22 protein-coding genes are annotated in these 19,292 nt (G+C 62.9%); all 22 read right to left on the bottom strand.

Annotation, left to right across the window (positions count from 1 at the left end; all coding sequences use genetic code 11):
- Window positions 1-341: 341 nt before the first annotated feature.
- A complete protein-coding gene (locus ETW23_RS03970) occupies window positions 342-1,355 on the bottom strand; it encodes a hypothetical protein (RefSeq protein ID WP_134829206.1) in 1,014 nt (337 codons plus the stop codon).
- A gap of 334 nt (window positions 1,356-1,689) precedes the next feature.
- Window positions 1,690-2,133: a single-stranded DNA-binding protein gene (ssb, locus tag ETW23_RS03965; protein ID WP_134829205.1), complete on the bottom strand. Its 444-nt coding sequence runs from the start codon at window positions 2,131-2,133 to the stop codon at window positions 1,690-1,692.
- Window positions 2,120-2,353: a hypothetical protein gene (locus ETW23_RS03960; protein ID WP_134829204.1), complete on the bottom strand. Its 234-nt coding sequence runs from the start codon at window positions 2,351-2,353 to the stop codon at window positions 2,120-2,122. The genes ssb and ETW23_RS03960 overlap by 14 nt, the downstream gene beginning before the upstream one ends.
- Window positions 2,353-3,591: a sigma factor-like helix-turn-helix DNA-binding protein gene (locus ETW23_RS03955; protein WP_134829203.1), complete on the bottom strand. Its 1,239-nt coding sequence runs from the start codon at window positions 3,589-3,591 to the stop codon at window positions 2,353-2,355. The genes ETW23_RS03960 and ETW23_RS03955 overlap by 1 nt, the downstream gene beginning before the upstream one ends.
- Entirely contained in the window at window positions 3,585-4,034 is a 450-nt protein-coding gene (locus tag ETW23_RS03950) for a bacteriophage spanin2 family protein (protein WP_134829202.1), read from the bottom strand. The genes ETW23_RS03955 and ETW23_RS03950 overlap by 7 nt, the downstream gene beginning before the upstream one ends.
- An 8-nt stretch (window positions 4,035-4,042) precedes the next feature.
- Window positions 4,043-4,792, bottom strand: coding sequence for a M15 family metallopeptidase (locus ETW23_RS03945; protein WP_134829201.1), 750 nt, complete (start codon window positions 4,790-4,792; stop codon window positions 4,043-4,045).
- Between the two features lie 110 nt (window positions 4,793-4,902).
- Window positions 4,903-5,253 carry a hypothetical protein gene (locus ETW23_RS03940; protein WP_134829200.1) on the bottom strand — a complete coding sequence of 117 codons (351 nt, stop codon included), beginning with the start codon at window positions 5,251-5,253 and terminating at the stop codon, window positions 4,903-4,905.
- Complete coding sequence (locus ETW23_RS03935) at window positions 5,250-6,179, bottom strand: GNAT family N-acetyltransferase (RefSeq protein WP_134829199.1); 930 nt, start codon at window positions 6,177-6,179, stop codon at window positions 5,250-5,252. The genes ETW23_RS03940 and ETW23_RS03935 overlap by 4 nt, the downstream gene beginning before the upstream one ends.
- Window positions 6,179-6,607 (bottom strand): hypothetical protein, encoded by a 429-nt coding sequence (locus tag ETW23_RS03930; protein WP_134829198.1) that lies wholly within the window; start codon window positions 6,605-6,607, stop codon window positions 6,179-6,181. The genes ETW23_RS03935 and ETW23_RS03930 overlap by 1 nt, the downstream gene beginning before the upstream one ends.
- Complete coding sequence (locus tag ETW23_RS03925; RefSeq protein WP_134829197.1) at window positions 6,607-6,999, bottom strand: hypothetical protein; 393 nt, start codon at window positions 6,997-6,999, stop codon at window positions 6,607-6,609. The genes ETW23_RS03930 and ETW23_RS03925 overlap by 1 nt, the downstream gene beginning before the upstream one ends.
- Window positions 6,996-12,104 (bottom strand): phage tail protein, encoded by a 5,109-nt coding sequence (locus ETW23_RS03920; RefSeq protein ID WP_167738074.1) that lies wholly within the window; start codon window positions 12,102-12,104, stop codon window positions 6,996-6,998. Before ETW23_RS03920 ends, ETW23_RS03925 begins: the two co-directional genes overlap by 4 nt.
- 8 nt (window positions 12,105-12,112) lie before the next feature.
- Entirely contained in the window at window positions 12,113-12,538 is a 426-nt protein-coding gene (locus ETW23_RS03915) for a hypothetical protein (protein WP_134829195.1), read from the bottom strand.
- A 2-nt stretch (window positions 12,539-12,540) separates the two neighbouring features.
- Complete coding sequence (locus ETW23_RS03910; protein ID WP_254695138.1) at window positions 12,541-13,200, bottom strand: hypothetical protein; 660 nt, start codon at window positions 13,198-13,200, stop codon at window positions 12,541-12,543.
- 1 nt (window position 13,201) lies between these two features.
- Window positions 13,202-13,900: a hypothetical protein gene (locus ETW23_RS03905; protein WP_134829194.1), complete on the bottom strand. Its 699-nt coding sequence runs from the start codon at window positions 13,898-13,900 to the stop codon at window positions 13,202-13,204.
- The gene (locus ETW23_RS03900) at window positions 13,878-15,944 is read right to left on the bottom strand and encodes a hypothetical protein (protein ID WP_134829193.1); all 2,067 of its coding nucleotides are present in this window, start codon (window positions 15,942-15,944) and stop codon (window positions 13,878-13,880) included. The genes ETW23_RS03905 and ETW23_RS03900 overlap by 23 nt, the downstream gene beginning before the upstream one ends.
- A 174-nt stretch (window positions 15,945-16,118) precedes the next feature.
- The gene (locus tag ETW23_RS03895; protein ID WP_134829192.1) at window positions 16,119-16,556 is read right to left on the bottom strand and encodes a GTA-gp10 family protein; all 438 of its coding nucleotides are present in this window, start codon (window positions 16,554-16,556) and stop codon (window positions 16,119-16,121) included.
- Window positions 16,557-16,970, bottom strand: coding sequence for a phage tail tube protein (locus ETW23_RS03890; protein WP_134829191.1), 414 nt, complete (start codon window positions 16,968-16,970; stop codon window positions 16,557-16,559).
- An 80-nt stretch (window positions 16,971-17,050) separates the two neighbouring features.
- On the bottom strand, window positions 17,051-17,467 hold the full coding sequence (locus ETW23_RS03885) for a DUF3168 domain-containing protein (RefSeq protein ID WP_134829190.1): 417 nt from the start codon (window positions 17,465-17,467) through the stop codon (window positions 17,051-17,053).
- Window positions 17,460-17,858 carry a hypothetical protein gene (locus tag ETW23_RS03880; RefSeq protein ID WP_134829189.1) on the bottom strand — a complete coding sequence of 133 codons (399 nt, stop codon included), beginning with the start codon at window positions 17,856-17,858 and terminating at the stop codon, window positions 17,460-17,462. The genes ETW23_RS03885 and ETW23_RS03880 overlap by 8 nt, the downstream gene beginning before the upstream one ends.
- Window positions 17,855-18,211: a phage head closure protein gene (locus ETW23_RS03875; protein ID WP_134829188.1), complete on the bottom strand. Its 357-nt coding sequence runs from the start codon at window positions 18,209-18,211 to the stop codon at window positions 17,855-17,857. Before ETW23_RS03875 ends, ETW23_RS03880 begins: the two co-directional genes overlap by 4 nt.
- Window positions 18,208-18,789 carry a hypothetical protein gene (locus tag ETW23_RS03870; RefSeq protein WP_134829187.1) on the bottom strand — a complete coding sequence of 194 codons (582 nt, stop codon included), beginning with the start codon at window positions 18,787-18,789 and terminating at the stop codon, window positions 18,208-18,210. Before ETW23_RS03870 ends, ETW23_RS03875 begins: the two co-directional genes overlap by 4 nt.
- Before the next feature lie 6 nt (window positions 18,790-18,795).
- A complete protein-coding gene (locus tag ETW23_RS03865) occupies window positions 18,796-19,194 on the bottom strand; it encodes a hypothetical protein (RefSeq protein ID WP_134829186.1) in 399 nt (132 codons plus the stop codon).
- Between the last annotated feature and the right edge of the window lie 98 nt (window positions 19,195-19,292).

Below are 19,292 nucleotides of genomic sequence, written 5' to 3'. Positions count from 1 at the left end.
AAAATCAAGCGATTTCAAAGCCTGAGCCGCTGCTCAGTTCTGAAAATGCGCCAAAATTTGGGATGATGGCGGAGACGAAGGGATTCGAACCCTCGAGACCCTTCCGGGCCTACTCCCTTAGCAGGGGAGTTACTTGCGAAGCCAAGGCGCTGATTTCATTTACAATTACAGGGGAGAAAAACAGGGCTGCACGGATTTTGCACGGGTTTCCCGGAATGCACATTCCAGCACCCCGGCCCTGCACGAAAAAGCCGGGGCCTCACAAAGCCCCGGCCGGGGCGGCGGAACCCGCAGGAGCCGCCGCCGTCATAATGCAATTCACGGTAAACCGTGCGCGCTGATCAGCCCAGAATATGCTCCAGCACCTGGGCCTCCAAGCGCTCCAAGCAGCCGGAATTATCCAGCACCAGGTCCGGCTCCACTTCCAGCCGCTCGCTTTCGTGGAATTCGCCATCCTTGGCAATCATGACGGCGCGCCCCTTCACCTGCCAGACCTGGCCGCCGCCCAGCTGGCGGGCGGCCGCGGCCTCATTGGCCATCCGCACATCGTCAAACACAACCCGGCCGCCCGCATCCAGGATATCGACCGCGCGCCGCGCAGCGATTTGCACCCAGAAATCCGGGTGCATCAGCTTGCGGCCCCATTCGGTGCCCAGCGTCTGCATGGCATAGCGCGGGCTGCGGCCGCCCAGGTTAATGATTTCCGCCTCTTTCAAGTCGCCCGCCAGCATCCGCTCCGCGTAGCCCTCCGGCACCCCGGCCGAGGCCATCAAGGCGCGCAGCATGGCTTTCAGCGGATCAGCAAAGGCAATGCGGGTATAGCCCAGCCCCTCCAGGAACTCCGCCGCGGTGGTCTTGCCCGATCCGGCCAGGCCGCACAGGCCGATCACCCGCGGCGCATCCACCGGCACCTCCAGCACCGGCTCCGGCGCCGCCGTATCAAAGGCGGCCGGGGCGGCATGGCGGCAGGCCGCAAATTCCGGCTCTGCATCGTCCCGGCGGGTGATTTCCACATGCACCGTGCGGTCCGGCCCGGACGCCAGGTCAAGGCCCACACGCAGCGCACCGTCAAAATGCTGTTTGACCAGCGCCGCCATCAGACCGTCCAGCGCCGCGGCCAGGCCCAGGCGGGCGTCCTCCACCTCATCGCAAAGGACAGTATCCGCCTTGCTACCGGTCAGCTGATCCGCCTGCCATCCGGCCAGCCGCGCAGCTTCCACCTGCCGCTCGGCACTCTCCGCGCGACTGGCGCAAGTATCCTTCCCGCCAGCATAGTCGGAAGCACCGCAGGCCAGGCAATCATAGCCAAACATCGGCGCCCACTTGATCGGGCAGCCGAATTCGTTCTTATCCATATTCAAACCTCATTTTCCGTGGATTGTGCCAACCGCCTGGCGGAGACTGAGCAACCGGCCGGGTCCGATAAAGGCGGCGGCCTATAGGCGGCAGACACAACGCCGCCACCCTTGGGCGGAGGCGGGCCGGATGGCCTTGGCGGCAGCGCCGCCGCAAAGGTCAGCGCCTGGCTCCAGAAGCCGCGCCCGCTGTGGGTCGGCACCCAAGCCGCCCAATACCATTCCAGCCAGATCCATGTGCCGCAGTTCATCTGCTGCGGAAGACAGGCAAAGCGGCGGTGCGGCCGCCGAATGCGGGCCTTCCACTGCTCATCTGTTTCACCCTTCCATCGCATCAGAACGGGATTTCATCATCAAGGGCGCCAGCGCCGCCTTGGCCGCCCTGATGGCCATATCCGCCGCCCTGAGTGCTGCCCGCACCGGGTCCGCCGTCCTGCTTGTCCAGCATGTCCATGGTGCCGTCGTAGGGTTTCAGCACCACCTCAGTGGAATAGCGGTCCTGGCCGCCTTGGTCCTGCCATTTGCGGGTTTTCAACTTGCCCTCCAGGTACACATGCGAGCCTTTGCGCAGATACTGCTCCGCAACCCGCGCCAGGCTGCCAAAGATCGCCACCCGGTGCCATTCGGTCTCTTCCCGCTGCTCCCCGCTATTGCGGTCCTTCCAGCGCTCAGTGGTGGCAATGCTGAGGTTTGCTACCTTATCGCCATTCTGGAAGGTGCGCACCTCGGGATCGCGCCCGAGGTGGCCCACAAGAATAACCTTATTAATCCGTCCCATTCTGCTTTCCGAACCTCTCAAAAATCCGTCTCAGCACATAGCTACGGCATAGCGATATTGCGGAAAAAGCGGCTCCGATCCCGGCCGCCTGGCCTGGCGTCACCGGCAAGCCAAAGGCGGGCAGAACCGCCAGGTTTGCCAGCACCGCCACACCCCAGCCAAGTACCACATTGGCCAGCGCCTCCAGCAGGCTGCCCCGGCGGCTTTGCCCGGCCGCCATCAGAACCACCCGGTGAAGCGGGCCACCTGGCCGTCATGCGGGCAGTGCAGGAACACCTCCACAGCCTGGCGGTTCACATAGCCGTTGCGGTGGTGCCAGCCGTCCGGCGGCGAGGGTGAACGCACATATTCGATTTGCGGGGCCTGGGTATCCTCCAGCCCGGCATCATCGCGCATCACTGTCATGCCGATCAGGTCTTTTTCTGTCTGGCGCCTCGCACTGCCGCGGCCACGCTTGCCGATCTTGTGGTGCAGGTGGTGCAGATACCAGTACCGGCGGCGGCCGCCGTCCAGATGCTGCGGCACCTCATCCAGCATCAGCGCAGGCAAATCGGCCTCTTTTGCGCCATCGCCATGGGTGAAGCCCAGGAGATTGGCGCCAAAACGGAAATATTTGCGGTGGTTGTGGCTCGTGTTGTAATCGCTGGCATTCACTTCCGGGCAATCCCGGAACCAAGCGCGCACCGCACGGGCCAGGGCAAAGCCGGTGAACCAGTCATGATTGGACGGGCAGTAAAGCACCGTCACCGGCGCCACCCGGCGGCACATGTCAATGCAGGCCACATAGAAGGCCAGGGCGTCGTCAAACATCACCGCCAGGGTGCCATCGGTATCCTGCGGCGTGCCGCTGGTGGTGGTACGGCCAGGCTTGTCGATGTGGATCACGTCATTGCCGAGGACAAACAGAATATGCGCCACGCCATGCTTTTGCGCCTTGTCCAGCAGCGCGCGGGTGCCCTCAATCCCGCGGCGCACCGCCTCGGCCCGGTCATAGGCAAAGCCGGTTTCAGACTCCACGCACAGCTTGCCGATATGCAAATCAGCAATATCCACCACCAGCAGATTATCACCCGCGGGCTGCGGCCGTGCCGGTTCCGCCAGATCGCCGCGGAACACCTTGGCCACCGCATCCTCCAGCACTGCCTCCAGGTCCGCCGCCTCCGGCGCACCATCCTTGCCCAGAAAGAAATAGCTGCTGGCCCATTCGCCGGTTTCAGCATCTTCCTTGTGAACCCAGCCGGAATGCATCCCCGGCAATTCACCCATACCCAGCTTGTCCAGCGTCTTGCGGATACCCGGATCAAGCCGGGCCTGCTTATCCGCCAGCTTTTTCTTTGCCGCGTGATAGCTCTTATGGACGCTGGCTTTATCCGCGCCCAGCTGCTTGCCAATCTCTTTGAAGGTCAGCCCCCTGCCATCCTTCAAATCCACCACCTGGCGCTGCCTGTCCGTCAGCATGGGCGCCCCTCCCTTTTCTTTCGCCGCGCCAGCAGGCCGCGGATTTCATCACTCAAAGACGCACCAGCCACCACTGCCGCCCCAAGGGCCAGCAGCAGGATCCAGGACGGCACCCCATTGCGGACCGTGACGGATTGCACCGCCTCGGCCCGCACGGCCGTCTCACCGGCGCTTTGCTCGATCGTGCGCGCCCGCGGGCGCAGCAGTTTTTGCTCATTGATTTGCGACCGCCCCAGCACCTGGGCATTTGCTTTGCCCGCCTGCACATTGGCCGCAACCTGGGGGCCGCCGCCAAGAGCCGCCCCCACCGCCTTGCCCGCCAGACCTACCGGGCCGCTGCAGGCGCCCAGAAGGGCCAGGCAGGCCAGCAGGCACCAGGCCAGGATCAGGCGTGGCATAGCCCGGCCGGGGCGGCGATGCTCGAACCCCAGGCCGCCCAGCATGGCGCCCCTCACACCGGCACCGCCTGGACGTGCATCCAGTCAAAATCCTTTTCGCGCCCCAGGCTGGTCCAGCCCTCATCCTCCCAGATTTCCCAGAAGCGGACGGCGTCCTGCTGAGCCAGACGGGCCTGATCACGGCCCCAGCGCAGCCGGTTGCGGGCCGGATCAAAGTCTATGGCGATGCCATAGGCATGGGTGGACAGGCTGGAGCCGCCGCGCATGGTGCGGTGGTTGAAACAGCCGCCGAACAGGTGCAGACCGAGGTCGCGGATTTGCACCAGGCTGTGCGCCGCTCCGATCCGGTCAAATGCCCGCTGCGCGCTTGGCGCCACCAGTTCATGGCAGCGGAAGCTGGTAATCACCTGCGTGTCATCCCAGGCCAGCACCATGCGCCAGGGCACCCGCACAATGCCCGCCGTGCAGGCGGCAGACCCGGCCGGGCCGAACCGGGCCGCCTTATCCATGCCGCGCACCGGCAGCGCCGCACCGCGCCAGGCCGCAAAGGCGGTATCGGTGGACGGCCCCCAAAAACCATCAATCCGGCCCGGATCATGGCCCGCCCGCTCCAGCACCAGCTGCGCGGCCGCAATGACCCTGCGCACCGCCGGCCATTCACCCGCAATGGCCAGCTGTTCAACGCCGGTGACGCGCCAGGCGGCTGCCAGGCTTTGCGGTCCTGCGTCACCGTCGATTGCACCGCGGTAATTCGCACCCGCGCGCAGCAGCCGCTGCGCATTCTTTATCCTGTCAGAATACATTCCTACCCCTGAAATATTGAAAAATCAGCCAGCCCGCACAGGCCAGCAGCGCCACAAACAGGAACCGCAGTTCCCGCCCGGCCGCGCGCTTGGCGGCCCTCTTGGCGGCCTCACTTCTTGCCATCGGCGCCCGCTTTCTCGGCGCGGAAGCGGCGCAGGGTTTCAATCACAAACCCCGAAAACCCGATGCCGCCCAGACCGACCACAAAAGAGGAAAACCCCGCGGCGTCACCGCCTGCGGTGATCTTGCCGACCACCGGCGCCAGCACCGGCTCCACCAGCGGGCCGAGGTAGATGGCGCAGATACTGCCCACCACCAGCGACACCACGCCATCACGCCAGTTTTCCCGCAGGGTCAGCCAGCGCACTAACCCCCCAGCCGCCCCCGCAAGCGCCGCCGCGCCCGCATCGCTTTGCAGCCAGGCAGCCAAGTCAGCCGCCCCAAGACCACGCAAAATCATTGCATACCTTTCTTGACTATTGCACGGTTTACCGTGCTATTCACCCACGCGAAAAGCGGCCCGGCGGCGAGCTTTAAGATCAGCAGAGGCGCACCCCATGGAAACCGGCGGCGGTGTACCGTCCTGGGCGTCCAGTGCGGGCTGATGTTATCTGCCCAGCCCGCGCCCCGGTGCCAAAGCACAGCATGACCAATCCCGGCGCGGCTGGTGGTATGCCAAACCACGCTTTTGCACGTTAGCAGGTGCCACAGGAAAGGCGGCCAGCGGCACCCAGCAAGGCGCCAGGCCAACGCCAAGGCAAAGTCCTCGCAATCCCCGGTCACAGGGCCAGGGCGGCGGTGGATTTCCCAGGCATCCAGGACACCATCGGCCGAATACGTGAAATCGCGCCGCAGCAGCGCCAGCACAGTGTCCGGCGCCGCCAGCACCTCCGCCCCGATGGGCACCAGAAAGCACGGCAGGCCGGACGGATCAGACACCCCCAGTTCAATTGCGTTTCCGTGCCGGGCAAGCCACTGGCTGATTTCCGGGCTGTCAAAGCCATAGGCCAGAACATGGCGGAACCCCATTTGCGCAGCCTGCTCATCCGCGCGGGCCTCCAGAGCGCTGGCGATGCCATGCCCCCGGTATTCCGGGCTGACATAGATCAGCGTCCGCACCTGGACCGCGCCCATGTTCTGCCCGGCCGCCTCCACGGCCAAGGCAAGCTGCGGTTCAATACGCACTCCCAGGCGGCCCGGCTCCGGCGTGAAGCCCAGGGAACCGGCAATGCGGCCCTTATCCTCGGCAATCCAAACGTGCAGCCCGGCCTGGGCCATGCTGCGCAGGAATTGCCTGTATTCTGCCTGATCCCGGCCGCCAGTGATTGCAGCCAATTCCCGAAAGCGGCCCCGCAGCGCCGAAAGCGCATGACAGCTGTAACGCATCAGATTTCCCCCATGTCTTCTATGAACTCAGCCACCGATTGCTCCACATCTGAAACGGTGGCGGCCTCATTGATCTGCTTGCCCGCCAGAAGCCGCAGACGCTCAATCATCGGGCCGATGTGCGCACGGTACGCAAACGCCTTGGCAAGCACCGCCTCAGCTACCGCGCGGGGCGTGTCCGCAGTGATACCCACTTCCCCAAAAACAAAGCCGTATTCTGTGCCAGGCTCCTGCGGTTCCGGGCTGGCCGCCAGGAACGCCTGGGCCTGGGCCTCCTTTTCCCCATAGGTCAATTCCTGGCCGATGGCCCTGGTCAGGAACTTGCCGCGGACGGTATCAGTCACCTCCACCACCCGCTGGCGGGCAATCGCCTGTGCGGCGCGCAACGGTGCGTCCAGGCTGGCCTGGCTTCTTTTCAACGTCAGCATCAAGGAACCTCAATTGTCAGTTTCACATCGGTAAAGGGGTCCGGCGCGTCAATCTCCAGGCGGTAAGTGCCTGCGTCCGGCAATGCGAATTCATAATCCTGCCCGCCAGACGATGCCGTGAAGTAATCCAGGATTTCCCCGCCGGTCACGTCATAGACGGCAATTCCTGTTCCCAGCGGACAGCCACCCACCTGCCACCCGCCTGGAATTCTCACAGGCAGCGGCGGCTGCGGCCGCGGCACCAGAAAGCCGTCCAGGTAGTAGTGCCGCAGAAATTCGGACGGATCGCGGCCCTCCGGGGCCGCCACCATGTTTTCACCCAGGGCGGGGGCATAGCCCGCCCCAGTGACATAAACGCCGGTTTCATCCAGCTGCAAAAATGCCAGGGTCATCTGATCAGCGCCTTTGCGTAGAGAGTCATTTCATCAATATTATTGTAGTAACCGTTGGTTACTCCGGTGTAGCCGGGCGCACTGGAAAAAATCAGATAGGTGCGAAGACGGACCTGCACGTCCTGATAGTTGCCCATCTTGGAAATCAGCACTTCCTTGTCCTGCCAATTCAGGTTCTCCCCGGTTGTTCCGAAGTCGTGCAAAGTGCCCCAGCCGCTCCAGCTGCCGCCGGTTTTGGTCCGCCACTGAAGTTTCACATTGGTGAAATTCCACTCTTTGGAATTATGCCCGTCCGCCTTCCCCTCGGGCGGCACCCAAACATCATGGGCAGAGCGCGTGCGGTACATGACCCGGCAGGCTATCTGCCAGAAGTGCCCCAGACCAAACGGCCCCAGCGTTTGGCTGGTCACGTTCACGCTGTCCAGCGATGCTGCATGCCCGTCGCGGCTCCAGGCCACTCCGTCAGATACAGCCCCCACCTTGACCCACTCCCGCGCCACGAGGTTATTCAGCACCATGCCGCCGGATTTACTGATAACCCAGCCCGCAGACCCCTCGGCGGTGATTTCACCGCTGGCATCTATCGTGCCGTTGAAATTGGTCGATTTCATCGCACCGCCAAACAACGACAGACCCGCCGCCGCGAAAGATGCTGTATTCACCGCATCGGCATAAAGGCTATCCGTTACAACACGGCCGCCATGCATGTAGGTGTTGCCGCCTGGGGCATATGGCGACAACTGCGCACCCTCGGCCGACTCGGCAAGCATGGGCTGGAAAATATGCACGTCCCGGTTGCCGCTGTTTTCTAGCGTCTGATCAATATGAAACCGGACCATGCAGTATGCCGCATCGCTGGGCGCCTGCGCCAAGCCGCCATACCGCGCCCAATGCCGCGGCGGCGTATCCGAGGCGCCGCCCGACGAACTCTCAGTAAACACCGTTGTGTAAGTCGTCACATCGGAGTAGTTGCCGTCCGCTTTGTACCAATAGAGGCGGGCGCCAACCCTGGCACGGCGGACCTTAAGGGCCGTGCTGAATTCATACCAAACACCGCCACCCACCGGATAACCGCGGCCCGCGCTGCCGTCGTCATTTACAGGCCGCATATAGGCAACCTTGGCGCCGGACACGCCTGTGCCCGCCCAATCCGTTTCAATTCTCAGGGTCGGGGAAAACGTCTCAGAATAACTGCCATCACTCCTGATACTGACCGAGCCGCTATCGCCGATGTTGCCCCAGCCGCCAGCGGTCACGCCAACCATACCTTGAGTGAAATCGGGATTTTCCAGAAGGTTACGGCCAACCCCAACCGACAGCATATCCATGCTAACAGACCCTTGCAGCAGGATATGTTCCGCCTGCAACTTGGCAACGGACACGGACCCCGCGGACCCGTCCGCCGCAATCAGCTGCAGCAATGACACCTCACTGCCCGCCTGCGCCTTGATCAGATATCCGGCCGTGGCATTACCCTCAAGATCCGCAATGGCAGTGGCTTGAATGTCTACAGAAGCAGCCAGCGCGTGCGCCTCAGTGATATCCTCCACCAGCAGGGAAACCACTTTGCATTTCCCAGTGGTTGTGAAGTCATTGCAGCGAAAATACATCCCGGCGCGCCAGTGCTCGGCCTGATTGGCGGTGGTGCATTCAATCTCAATTGAATAATCGTTCCAGTTCGGATCAATCCTGCCGAAGTCCTGGAAGCCGTGTGCAGCCTCATAGACATAGCTGAGGTTCATACTGCGGAAAAACAGGCTGAACTGCTTTGTGCCGCTCCCGGTGATTGAACCCTCAACCTTGACGCGTGCCGTGATCCGGTAGCGGCGGCCAACCACGGGGCGGAACGTCCCGCGGGTCAACAGCCAATGAACGCCCGAAAAGGTGTTTTCAGGGGCGATAAAGGCCACACGCCCCTCGCCGCCGTCCGTCTGGAAGTCCCAAACTGCATCCAGCGTGTCGGACCCAGGCGCGCCGCCCGTGCTGGACTGCCAATACAGCCCGTCCTCGCTGAAATCGTCCGGCAAATTTGCCGCCACAGCGTTGTCAACTTCGGCGCGCAACGTGCTTTGTGTCGCCGCAATAGCCTCGTCAGCATCGGCCTCGGTATAGTAGTTGTTTTGCAGGTTTGCATTAGTGCTGTTTATCTGCGATTGCAGGGCCAGTTCACGGGCCGCAATAGCCTCGTCAGCGTCAGCCGCGGTATAGTAATTGTTTTGCAGGTTTGCATTAGTGCTGTTTATTTGCGACTGCAGAGCCAGTTCACGGGCCGCAATAGCCTCGTCAGCGTCGGCCGCAGTATAGTAATTGTTTTGCAGGTTTGCATTAGTGCTGTTTATTTGCGACTGCAGAGCCAGTTCACGGGCCGCAATAGCCTCGTCAGCGTCGGCCGCGGTATAGTAGTTGTTTTTCAGATCGGCACTGATGCCTGCTGTATCCGTTACATCCTCGACACGGAAGTCCTCAACTTCGCAAACCCCTGTGTTTGTAAAGTCGGAGCGGCGGAAGTACATACTTGGGCGAATGAATGGCGTCACGTTTGCGGATGTGCAGACAAAATCAAGAGTGACAGTTTGCCAAGCCGCATTCGGGGCGTAGCCGCTCACGCTGACTTCCGCTGCCGTATAGACGTAGCTGCCGTCCAGCTTGCGCCAATGCGCGTTCATCACGCGCGTGCCGGTTGAGAAAGTAATAGTCCCGGTCACCCGGTAGCGCACGGTAAGCCGGTAAGTCCGCCCCACAACAGGAGCAATCACCCCACGCGGGCAAAGATTAAAGTTGCCCGCGCCGTAGAGACACCGGGCGACATTTTTGCCGCCGCTCAGGTGGATCGCATAATAGGCGCCATTCACTGTGTAAGCTCCAGGCACTCCGCTTGCCGAGGTCTGCCAGAACTCAAACCCATCAACAAAGTCAGACGGGAACAACTGGGCCTGGGCGTTCCCCACCTTCACGGACAGGTTCTGTTCGGAAACATCGGTGTAAGCCGTCGCACTGCCCAGCAAACTATCCAGCGAGCCTTTCAGCGTGCTGCCGGAATACCCCAACAGCAATCCGTCAATCTCACCCTGCACTGCCGCCGCGGCAGAGTTTGCCGCCTGGGCGTCCATTGCGGCATTTTCAGCTTCTGCCTGGGCCGCGTCGATCTCATTGGAAATCTGGTCTGCAAGATCAGTGTAACCCAGGCGCACATCGCCCGTTGCGGCAGTCTGCCAGCCACTCCAAGTCCCATCGTTCCGGCCGCGGATACGCCCCTTTGCACGGTAAACCGTGCTCGGTAAAATGCCGGATGCAAAAACCGCCTCTCCGGTCAACGGGCTGGCGGCGGTTCCGGCTGCCACCAGGGTTTCATCAGCCAGCTGCACTTCCCATTCCACCACGTCATCGGGCAGCAAATCCTCAGCAGTCCAGACCATCCGCAGAGCCGGGCGGCGGGCGGTGCCGCCACCATCCGGCAGGCTATGCGCCAGCAGATCGAAACCAGGCAGCAAACGCGGCCCCGGAACTGTTACCGCGGTACTCGGGTGCTCCACCGGCACCTCATCGGTGCCCGGCAGCCAGATGAAATCCCCGGCATCACGCTCACGCAAGGATACAGCCTGCACGCATGTCACCAGATCATCGGTCAGTTCCCCCACCTCAAACAGCTTGGAGGTGTACCCCTCTCGGGCACTTGTCCAGGCAACAGCGTCCAGAGGCTCAAGCACAGCGGCATCCGGCGGCAGGGTCAGGCTGTGGCGGCGGAAACGGCGTTCATCCTCAATCCAGCCCTTCATCAGCCGTTGCGCCTGGGTGCCCGAGGCAACCGGGGGCAAATCCACCTGCGCCACCAGCTGGCGGCCGCCGTCCTCGGCCTCCCATTCTGCATTGTAGCGCGGCGGCGCGTCCCTGGTCTCCCAAAGGCTTTCCGGGTCCGGGTGGGTGGCGTGGATCGCATTATGCACCCCCTCCAGCCCCGGATAAGGCGCCAGGTTCTGCGGATGCTCCAGCACCACATCCTCATCGGTGAAGAAATAGACCGGCAGCGCGGGCGGACCCACGCGCACCTTGTAAGCACCGCCAAATTCGGAAATCTCAGCAGAACAGGCTTTCAGAAACTCCCCGATAACCTCCGCAGGCTCTTCATCCAGCGACACCTCCAGCCCTGCCTGATACTGCGGCTCGCTGCCGCCGTCCGCCAGCGCAATGGACACGTCGCACTCATTCATGGCCGCAAACCAGTTGTCCAGGGGCAGGTTTGACGCAGACACCTTGCCACCCCAGCGCTGGCCGTCTGGCAGGGTGATCCCGCGCAAAATATTATAGACCATCACAATGGGGTTAGCGCTGATTTCCCAGGTTTCCGGGTCATCCCAACGGTGCGCACCAGCGCCGCCCGCCGTATCATCCTTGCGCGGATCATACAGCGGGATACCCAGAACCTCGAACCGAACACCGGGCAGCTGATTGAACAGCTTGCGGTTATAAAGAAAGGTCACAACCGCATAGGCCACGCCTGTGCCCACCATATCTGCATTCCACGGCCGGTCCGGATGCTCGCCGTAGTGCTCCAGCATATAGGCGTCCGCAGCGGTCTGGGTGCCATCGTGCCAGGTCATGTATAGGTGGTTCTGGCCATCCTCCAGCATCCCGCGCAAGCCATGCTTGCCGTCCGGGTTTTCCGCCGGGCCTTCTTCCGGGTTTTCCTCCAGATCGGTGACATATTCACCCGCAACCATAACCCGCGACAGCTGGGCACCCGGCATGTCGGACACATCCACGACGTAGGTAAGCCACTTATTCGGCACGTTCCCCTCATTCGGGTGCGAATAAGGCGGCGCCACCATGTTGCCCGCGGTGGCGTATTTGCCGAGTATGAAACTTTGCGGATTACTGCCGCCTGAGGTGGTGCTTTCCGTCTTGATCCCCGGCGGACGGGGTGCCCCCGGCTTCTTCCGAAGCGCTGCGGACAGCGACGACAGAACCAGGGAAATCCCAATCCGCACGATAAAAGCCGCCGTGGCCGTGCTCACCGCAAGAGTGGTGGCCACCCAGGCCGTAATCGGGTCCGCCGCAGCAGCCACCGGCGCCAGCAGCGCCACAATCAGGATGGCGGAAAATGTCACTCTATCTTTCATACGCGAAACGCCCTTTGCATATGCAGGCGGCTGACAACCGCCATTCCCTCGGGGCGCAGCACATAGGCAGCGGCCCCCTGGACGATCCCCAGCGCACCGCCGGGGCCACCACCTTCAAAAACGCCCAAATCTCCGGCCTGGGCAAAGCTGGGCGGCACCTCGGCAAAGAGGGCCGCAGCAAGCGCCAGATGATCCTCAAAGCCGAGGCCCTGGAGGGCAGCCTGGCCGTCCTCCAGGCGGCGGTAAGTACCGCGCCAGGAGACCGCCAAGTCGGTGCCGGTCATGGCCTCCACAGCGCCAGCTGCGAACAGCACACAATCATGCGCACCAGGGCGGAACGGCAGCGCCGCAACGCGGGCGAGATATTGGGTCAAGCGCGGGCGCCAGTCCGGCAGCCGCGGAGAAGGGGCAGGAAAATCCATTGTCATGCGTTCCCGGTTTTTTCAGGTTTGACAGTGACGGGGGCCGGATCAGCGGGCGCAGCAATGCGCAATTCCCCCCAATAGACCGGCACAACACCGGATATATTGCCATAGCGGCGGAAGCGGTCACCGCCCCGGCGCTGCTGGCTTTCGTCCGACTTCTTGCTGGCCAGTGTACGGGTTAAAGCGCGGGTTTCGCTGATCAGTTCCAGCGTGCAGCTGGCGGTGCCGCCCGGCTCGGCGGTGGGAAAGTCGATCCCGTTGATAAAGCCGGAAAACACGCGGTGCGGCGGCCCGGCCAGCGCACGGGTAGCCGGATTAAACAAAGCGCGGTGGATTTCCAGCGGCGCCAGGCGGGTTTCATACCCCTTAACCAGCGCCTCAACCTCAGGTGCCACGGCTGCCAGGCCGATTTGGTAGGTGCGCACGGCCAACCCGGTGCCCGCGGTGATCGGATCAGACCGCATCAGCGCGCCCGCACCAGTGTAAGGACGCGGCTGGCCGCCAACTTCCAGCGTCAGATCATCCTCACCGCTCCAAATCCCGATGGTTTCCAGCAGCCCGGTGGACCGTTTGCGGGCAGTGATCCACACCAGTCTGCCCGCCACCAGGCCGTCGCGGGCCGCAAGTGCGGCGGCTGTGCCGCTGTCATAGATACGCAAATCAGGCCCTCAGCTTCTGGCGAAAATTGAACGTCAGCCCATAGGTGACGCTGCCTCTGGATATGCCGCTGCTAACCGAACCCGGAACAAGCACAGCCAGGCAAGCGGGCCGGATCAGCGAGACAGAGGCACCGGCTGCCACCCCCGGCCGGACGTAAGGCGCCACCTCAAACGGCCCAGCCTGAAAGCCGCCATGGGCAGAGGCGCTGCTGGCAGTGGCACCCTCCACAACACGGTGCAGCGCCCGGCGCTGGCCGGTGCCAGGATTGTAGCTGAAGGCCAACAGGTCGCCCGGCGATAGCTCATAACCCGAGGGCAGCCCGCCCAGTTTCAGACTGCCAGGATCGGCCGGCACTTCCTCAATCACCGGGCTGAAACCCGCCAGCGCCGCGCCCAAGGGATCGCTGCGCGGGCCGATGCGGTGCGGGTGGCAGATTTCGAAGGACCGCCCAGGTACGGCCAAAGCCTCCAGACGTGAGGTCAGCTGATCCGCATCACGCGATTGCATAGGCGTCAGCGTTACAGAGCCGCGCCAGTACGGCGGTGCCAATTCGGCCGCCAGCAACTCCCCGCCGCCCAAGCTGTTGAATTGCTGCGGACGCTCCAGCACCAGGCTGGCCTGCTGCACCCGCAAATGGTCCATGAACCCGGCCAGCGCCAGGGGTAAGTAATCGGCATCAGCCAATCCTCCGCGGGTCATTGTTGATTTGCTGGACCGACAGCGGCAGCTGCTTGCGGTCATAATGCTGGAGGCCCTGGCGCACGCCGGTCTCCACCATGTCCCGGATTTCGCTGTTGCCGCGGGCGCCGGACACTTTCACGTTGATATTGACCGCACCACCACCGCCGCCAGACGGCCCAGACTGGCCTTTGGTGTGGTCAATTACGCTTTCATTCGGATGCACCATGGCAAGGTAACCGCCCTTGCCATCCAGCCCGCCGGAACGCGGCCCGCTGCCGGTGTATCCGCCGCCGTCAAAGCTCAGCAGATCGCCCGCCCAGTCAGTGATCCCCGTATCTTTCAGAAAGCCGGTAAAAGCGGCATTTGCGAACATCTGCGCCCAGTTGCTCAACAACCCGGAAATTGCGTCACTAGCGCTTTGGGCGCCGGTCACAATGTCCGCAAAGGTTTGCGCCGCGCTGGAGCGAAGGCTGTCCGAGGCGTTCTTAGTTTGGGCAAACCTGTCCTCAACCGTGCCCACCGCCGCTTCATAATCTTCCGCACTCAGCAGACCGGCCTCATGCAGCGCCTGCAGCTGGGCCAGCATATCCTGATAGCTGCCGCCAACCTGGACAGCATCCCCCAAGGCACCTTTGATCCGCTCAACAACGGCCGCGTAATCGGTCAACTCTGGAACAGACGCCTTTGCCGCATCCCCAGCGCTCTGAAACCCGCCCTTTTGGCTCGGCTCAATCGGATTTATCGCCGTGCCGTCAACCTTCACCAGCCCGCCGCCGGAATTGCCGATGGCTTCCTGTAGCGTGGCCATATTCTGGCCGGTGCGCTCCAGCTGGTCCGCCAGCTCATTATCCAGCCGCAGCATTTCCTGGCGGTCTTTGATCAGCTGGGCCAGCACCAGCTGCTGCTGCTCATAGGCATCCCCCATCCGGCTGACCGTATCGTCAGCGCGGGGGCCTTCCGTGGCTCTGATCGCGCCCTGCGCCTGGCTGATCTGGGTGGAGAGATTTGCCCAATCCTCAGACCCCAGCACCATCGCTTTATGCTCGGCAACGGCTGCCTTGGCGTTTTCATGCCGGGCGGTGGCTTCCTCCAGCTTTGCCTTTGCCGCCGCCTGGCTGAATGTGATCCCCTTGCCCAATGCCTGGTCCAGCAGCTGGGACTGGCGGATTTCATCGCCCATGGCCAGCACCAGGTTTTCGGTGGCAATCTGCAAGTTGGACTGCGGATTGAGCCAGTTCTGAAACGCATCAATGCCGGAGTTAATCGCCCGAACCAAATCGGCCGTGGCCGTAGCCCCGGCAACCAGCAGCGGCGCAAGCTCAATCAAGGCGCTGTTCAACTGCGCACTGATCACCCGGCCCATCAGGTCCAGCTGTGTCTGCGCATCCTCGGCGCCGCGGATCAGGTCTTCATCAATGATGATACCCAAATCCCTGGCTTCCTGGCGCATTTTGGCCATGCCGTCGCTGCCTTCACGCAGCAGGTTGACCATAGCCACCCCCTCACGGCCGAACAGCGCCGCCGCGGCCGCAGCCTTCTGTGTCGGATCGGGCAGGGCCGCAATACGGTCAGCCACCACCGACAGCGAGGCATCCAGACCCATGGTGGCCAGATCGCTGGCCTCCAGCCCCAGGGATTTCAACGTTTTGGCGGCGGCCCCGCTGCCCTGGGCCGCCTCCCCAAGCCGCTTATTGAACCGCTCCAGCGAGCTATCCAATGCCCCCTGCGCAACCCCTGCGCTTTCGGCAACAGTCCGCAATTCCTGCAGCGCGTCGGTGGTTAGGCCGATTTTATCCGCGGTCTTGCCGATATCATCCAGCGCCGCAACAGTGCCTTTCAGCTTGCCTATCACCTTGGCCGCCCCAAAAGCCGCCAATAGGCCGCCAGCACGCTTAGCGGCGAACCCCATCACGTCGAACTTGCGGGACACATTGGACAGGTGCTTATCAGACCGTTTTGCAAAGCGCTCAACCCGCCGGATATTGCGGTCCATCGCCTTGGCAAACTCGCGGTCGCGGGCCGCCAGAATGATATTCAGCCGCTCCAAGTCAGTGCCGCTCATAATACAGCCTCACAAGTTCATCAGTTTCCGCCCGGCTCGGTGCATCCGCACCAGGCTTTCCCGCCTTGGCCTGATCCGCATAGCCGCGTGAAATCAGTATCCAGTCCCGCGGGATCATCCCCCGCACCTGATCGGGCATTATCCCCAGCGGCGCCGCGCTGCGGATAATCCGCCTCACTCCCCAGGCGCGGGTTTCGTCTTTTTTTCAGGGGTTTCCGCATTTTCATCGGGCGGTTCATCACCACCGCCAGGCCCGGCCATGTCCGGGAAAAACGCAATGCCGACCAGGCCCTGCGCGACCTTGTAAAGGTGCATGTTTTCGCCGGGGGTAAGCGCTGCTACCAGGGCGTCGGCCTCGGCTGCCCTTACTCCGGCCCCAACCAGGCCCAGGGCCACCAGGTCGCGCACCTCGCGCGCGGTGGGCTTCTGTGCCCGGCCAAAAAAACCGTCGTGCAGGTCAAAAATCCCGCGGTGCAGATCCTCGAAACGCTCAATTTCGCCGTTTCCCAGCACCATGGCACGGCGGGTTTGGCCCAGCATTTCCGCCAGGCCGCCCCGCGGCGCGGCGACGGCTGCACCGCCGTCCCGCGCCTCTGTTCCTGCAATCGCCATTTACGCGACCGCCGTGAAGGTCACAGCGCCGTCACTGGACAGCGAAATGGACCCGGTGCCCTTGCCGTCCTCCCCAAGCTGGAGATTGACAAAGAAAACACCTTCCCAGGTGCCAACGGTCGGATAGAACATCTGGAATTCGGCAGTAGGATTTTCAGCCATGGCAATTTCAATCGCCTTGGCCTGCGCCGCATTGCCGGAAACCAGTGTGTAATCGCCGCTCATATCCACAGCCTTGGTTCCCGCCAGCGACTCACGCCACTGCACGCCCTCGGGCGTGTCAGGGTCCGGCGCCGTCGCATCAATCTGTTCATTGTTGACAGACAGGTTTTTCCCGGTCAGCGCCGCAATTGGCACAAAGGCCGCATCAATTTTCACCAGCAGCAGAATGGACCGGCCCAGAATTTTCGCCATGTGTTACCTCATTTATTAGTGCATTGCACGGTTTTGCGTGCCGTCTAGGCACAGGAAATCGCGGCGCCTATCTCCGCGTGTCAGGCATCCAGGTGAACCTGCAGGGCCATGCGGCCCTCATGGTCCCGGCCGTTCCGGGCGCGCTCCACATACCAGGTTTGAATTTCAACCTCAGTGACGGTAAAGCCCTCGGCGGTCACCGCTGCAGGCCGCAAGTGCAGAGCATTAGAAACAGCCTCGCAGATACGCGAAGCCTCCACCTTTCCGGCGGCCCCCGGCCGGGAGTGAACCTCCAAGCCGAACTGCACAATTGCCCCGCGTTCGCTGCCCGCGTCATCCGCAACCAACTCGCTGCGCCCGAACCGCACATAAGGCAGCTGGATTTTTTCGCCGGGTTCATCCACCACACGGGTGCCAACCAGGCCCGCCACCCCAATGTCCGCAACCAGCGCTGCACGCAGCCCAACCTGGGCGGCCGTCAGATAGCCATCAGCCATTTCCAGCCACCTCTTTCGCTGCCTTCTTCACCGCGCGTTTGATCCGGTTCCTATGCTTCTTGCCGAGAAACTGGCGGGTGCGGTGAACATGATGAAAGCCCTCAGTAGTGCCCCGGCCGCCCTTCTTGCGGCCGTGCTCGATTGAATAGGCCCGGTCCTTTTCTTCCCGCGGCGCATCCGAGGCGATAACCACAACCTCCCCGGTCATCCCGTCGTCACGGTACTCCGTGGTGATCCCGTCACGGGTTTCGCCAGTCACCTCCGGCGCCAGAACCCGCGCCACCCGCGCACCTTCCTCAGTGGATTTCTGAATGGCCGAGGTGATATGCTTCCGCTGCGCACCGGGAAGCTGTTTCAGCTTCTTAATCAGCTTGGCCGCGTCGGTTTTCATTCCACAGCACCCCCGCGTTCCAGCAGAAACTCCACTTCCCGGCGGGTGCCATCGGGATCAACCGGGGCGCCCTTGATGGTCCAAATGTGGCCGCGGGCAGTAATCCGGTCCGCGCCGTTGATAGAGCGCGTTTCCGGGCCGCTGCGCAGCCGCAGTGTGCCGGTGGCGGCATCTTCCAACCGGCCCGCCGCAACACGCTCTTTACCAGTGGTTTCGCGCAGATTTCCCCAAAATTCGCTGATCGGCTGCAAATCCGCCCAATCCCCGGACAGATTGCCGTATTTGTCGCGGGTGCCGTCGCTGTTCTTGCGCTCAACCTTCACACGGTCCCGGTATTGCCGCGCCCGCTTCATGCCACCACCCCGCGGCGGAAGCGGTCCAGGATATGACGGGCGCCCAGGGGCACCTCCACAACCTGGCCCGGTGCGGTGGCTTCGCGGTTTTCATAGAAATGCCCGGCCAGCAGCGCTAAAGCGGCCACCAGCCCCGCGTCCACCTCTGCGGCATCCGTGCGGCCCAGGGTATAGTCCACCTCGACCACACCGGGGCCGGACAGCAGAGCGGGCAACGGCGCACCAGGCTTGCGCACAAGGCGGGCCGGATCACGGCCGAGAACCACGCGGAAGGCGGCGGCATGGGCCAGGGTCTGCTGATTGCCCTCCGGGTCCAGATAGCGGATTTCTGACACCCCGGTGACAGGCCAGCCCGGCAGCACAATTTCCTGCGCCCAGCCGTCAAGGGTGCGGGTCCAGGTCTGGGCCATCATCGCCACCCCTGCGCCGTCCGGCCCGTCAATTTCAGAGGCCCCGGCCGCCAGGAAGGCCGCCAGCAGATCATCCTCCGCCGCCGTGTCGATCCGCAGGCGGTCCCGCAATTCCTCCGCGGACAGGGGCAGCGCCCCGGCGCTCTTTATCGTGACGCTTGCCCACATGCGCGCTTACTCCGCCTTTTCCGCGGTGGCACCATCCTTGGCGGGCTGCTTTGCCGCCTCGGCCAGCAGTCCCTCCGCCGCGGCAGCGCGCGCCTCCGCCTCAGCCGTCTTTTCCTCGGCAGCAGTGGCGCGGGCCTCCGCCTCAGAGGCCGCTTTTTCGGCCACCTCTGCGCGCTTTTCCACATCCGCGGGCATCGCCTGGGCTACTACGGCGGCGGCTTCCACAGCCGCGGCCGCCTCGGCGGCGGTAATCGCTTTCATGGTCTTGGCGTCAGGTTCCTCGCACGCGCCTTGGCGCACCAGACGCCCGGCCTCCAAGAGGCACACCGGAACCACACTGCCCGCTTTCTGGTCCAGATTGGGGCCAGAACGGGAAATGGTCAGTTTCACCTTACAGGTATCCATTTCGTCACCTCATTTTCAGGGGGGGGGGGAAAGGGGCGGCCCAGGTTCGCCAGGCCGCCGCATTTTCAGGGCATTGAACGCTTTACCGTGCTAAGCCG

Origin of the sequence: Leisingera sp. NJS201, from assembly GCF_004535885.1 — a bacterium.
GTDB lineage: Bacteria > Pseudomonadota > Alphaproteobacteria > Rhodobacterales > Rhodobacteraceae > Leisingera.
This window is presented reverse-complemented; position numbering and strand designations above follow the sequence as displayed.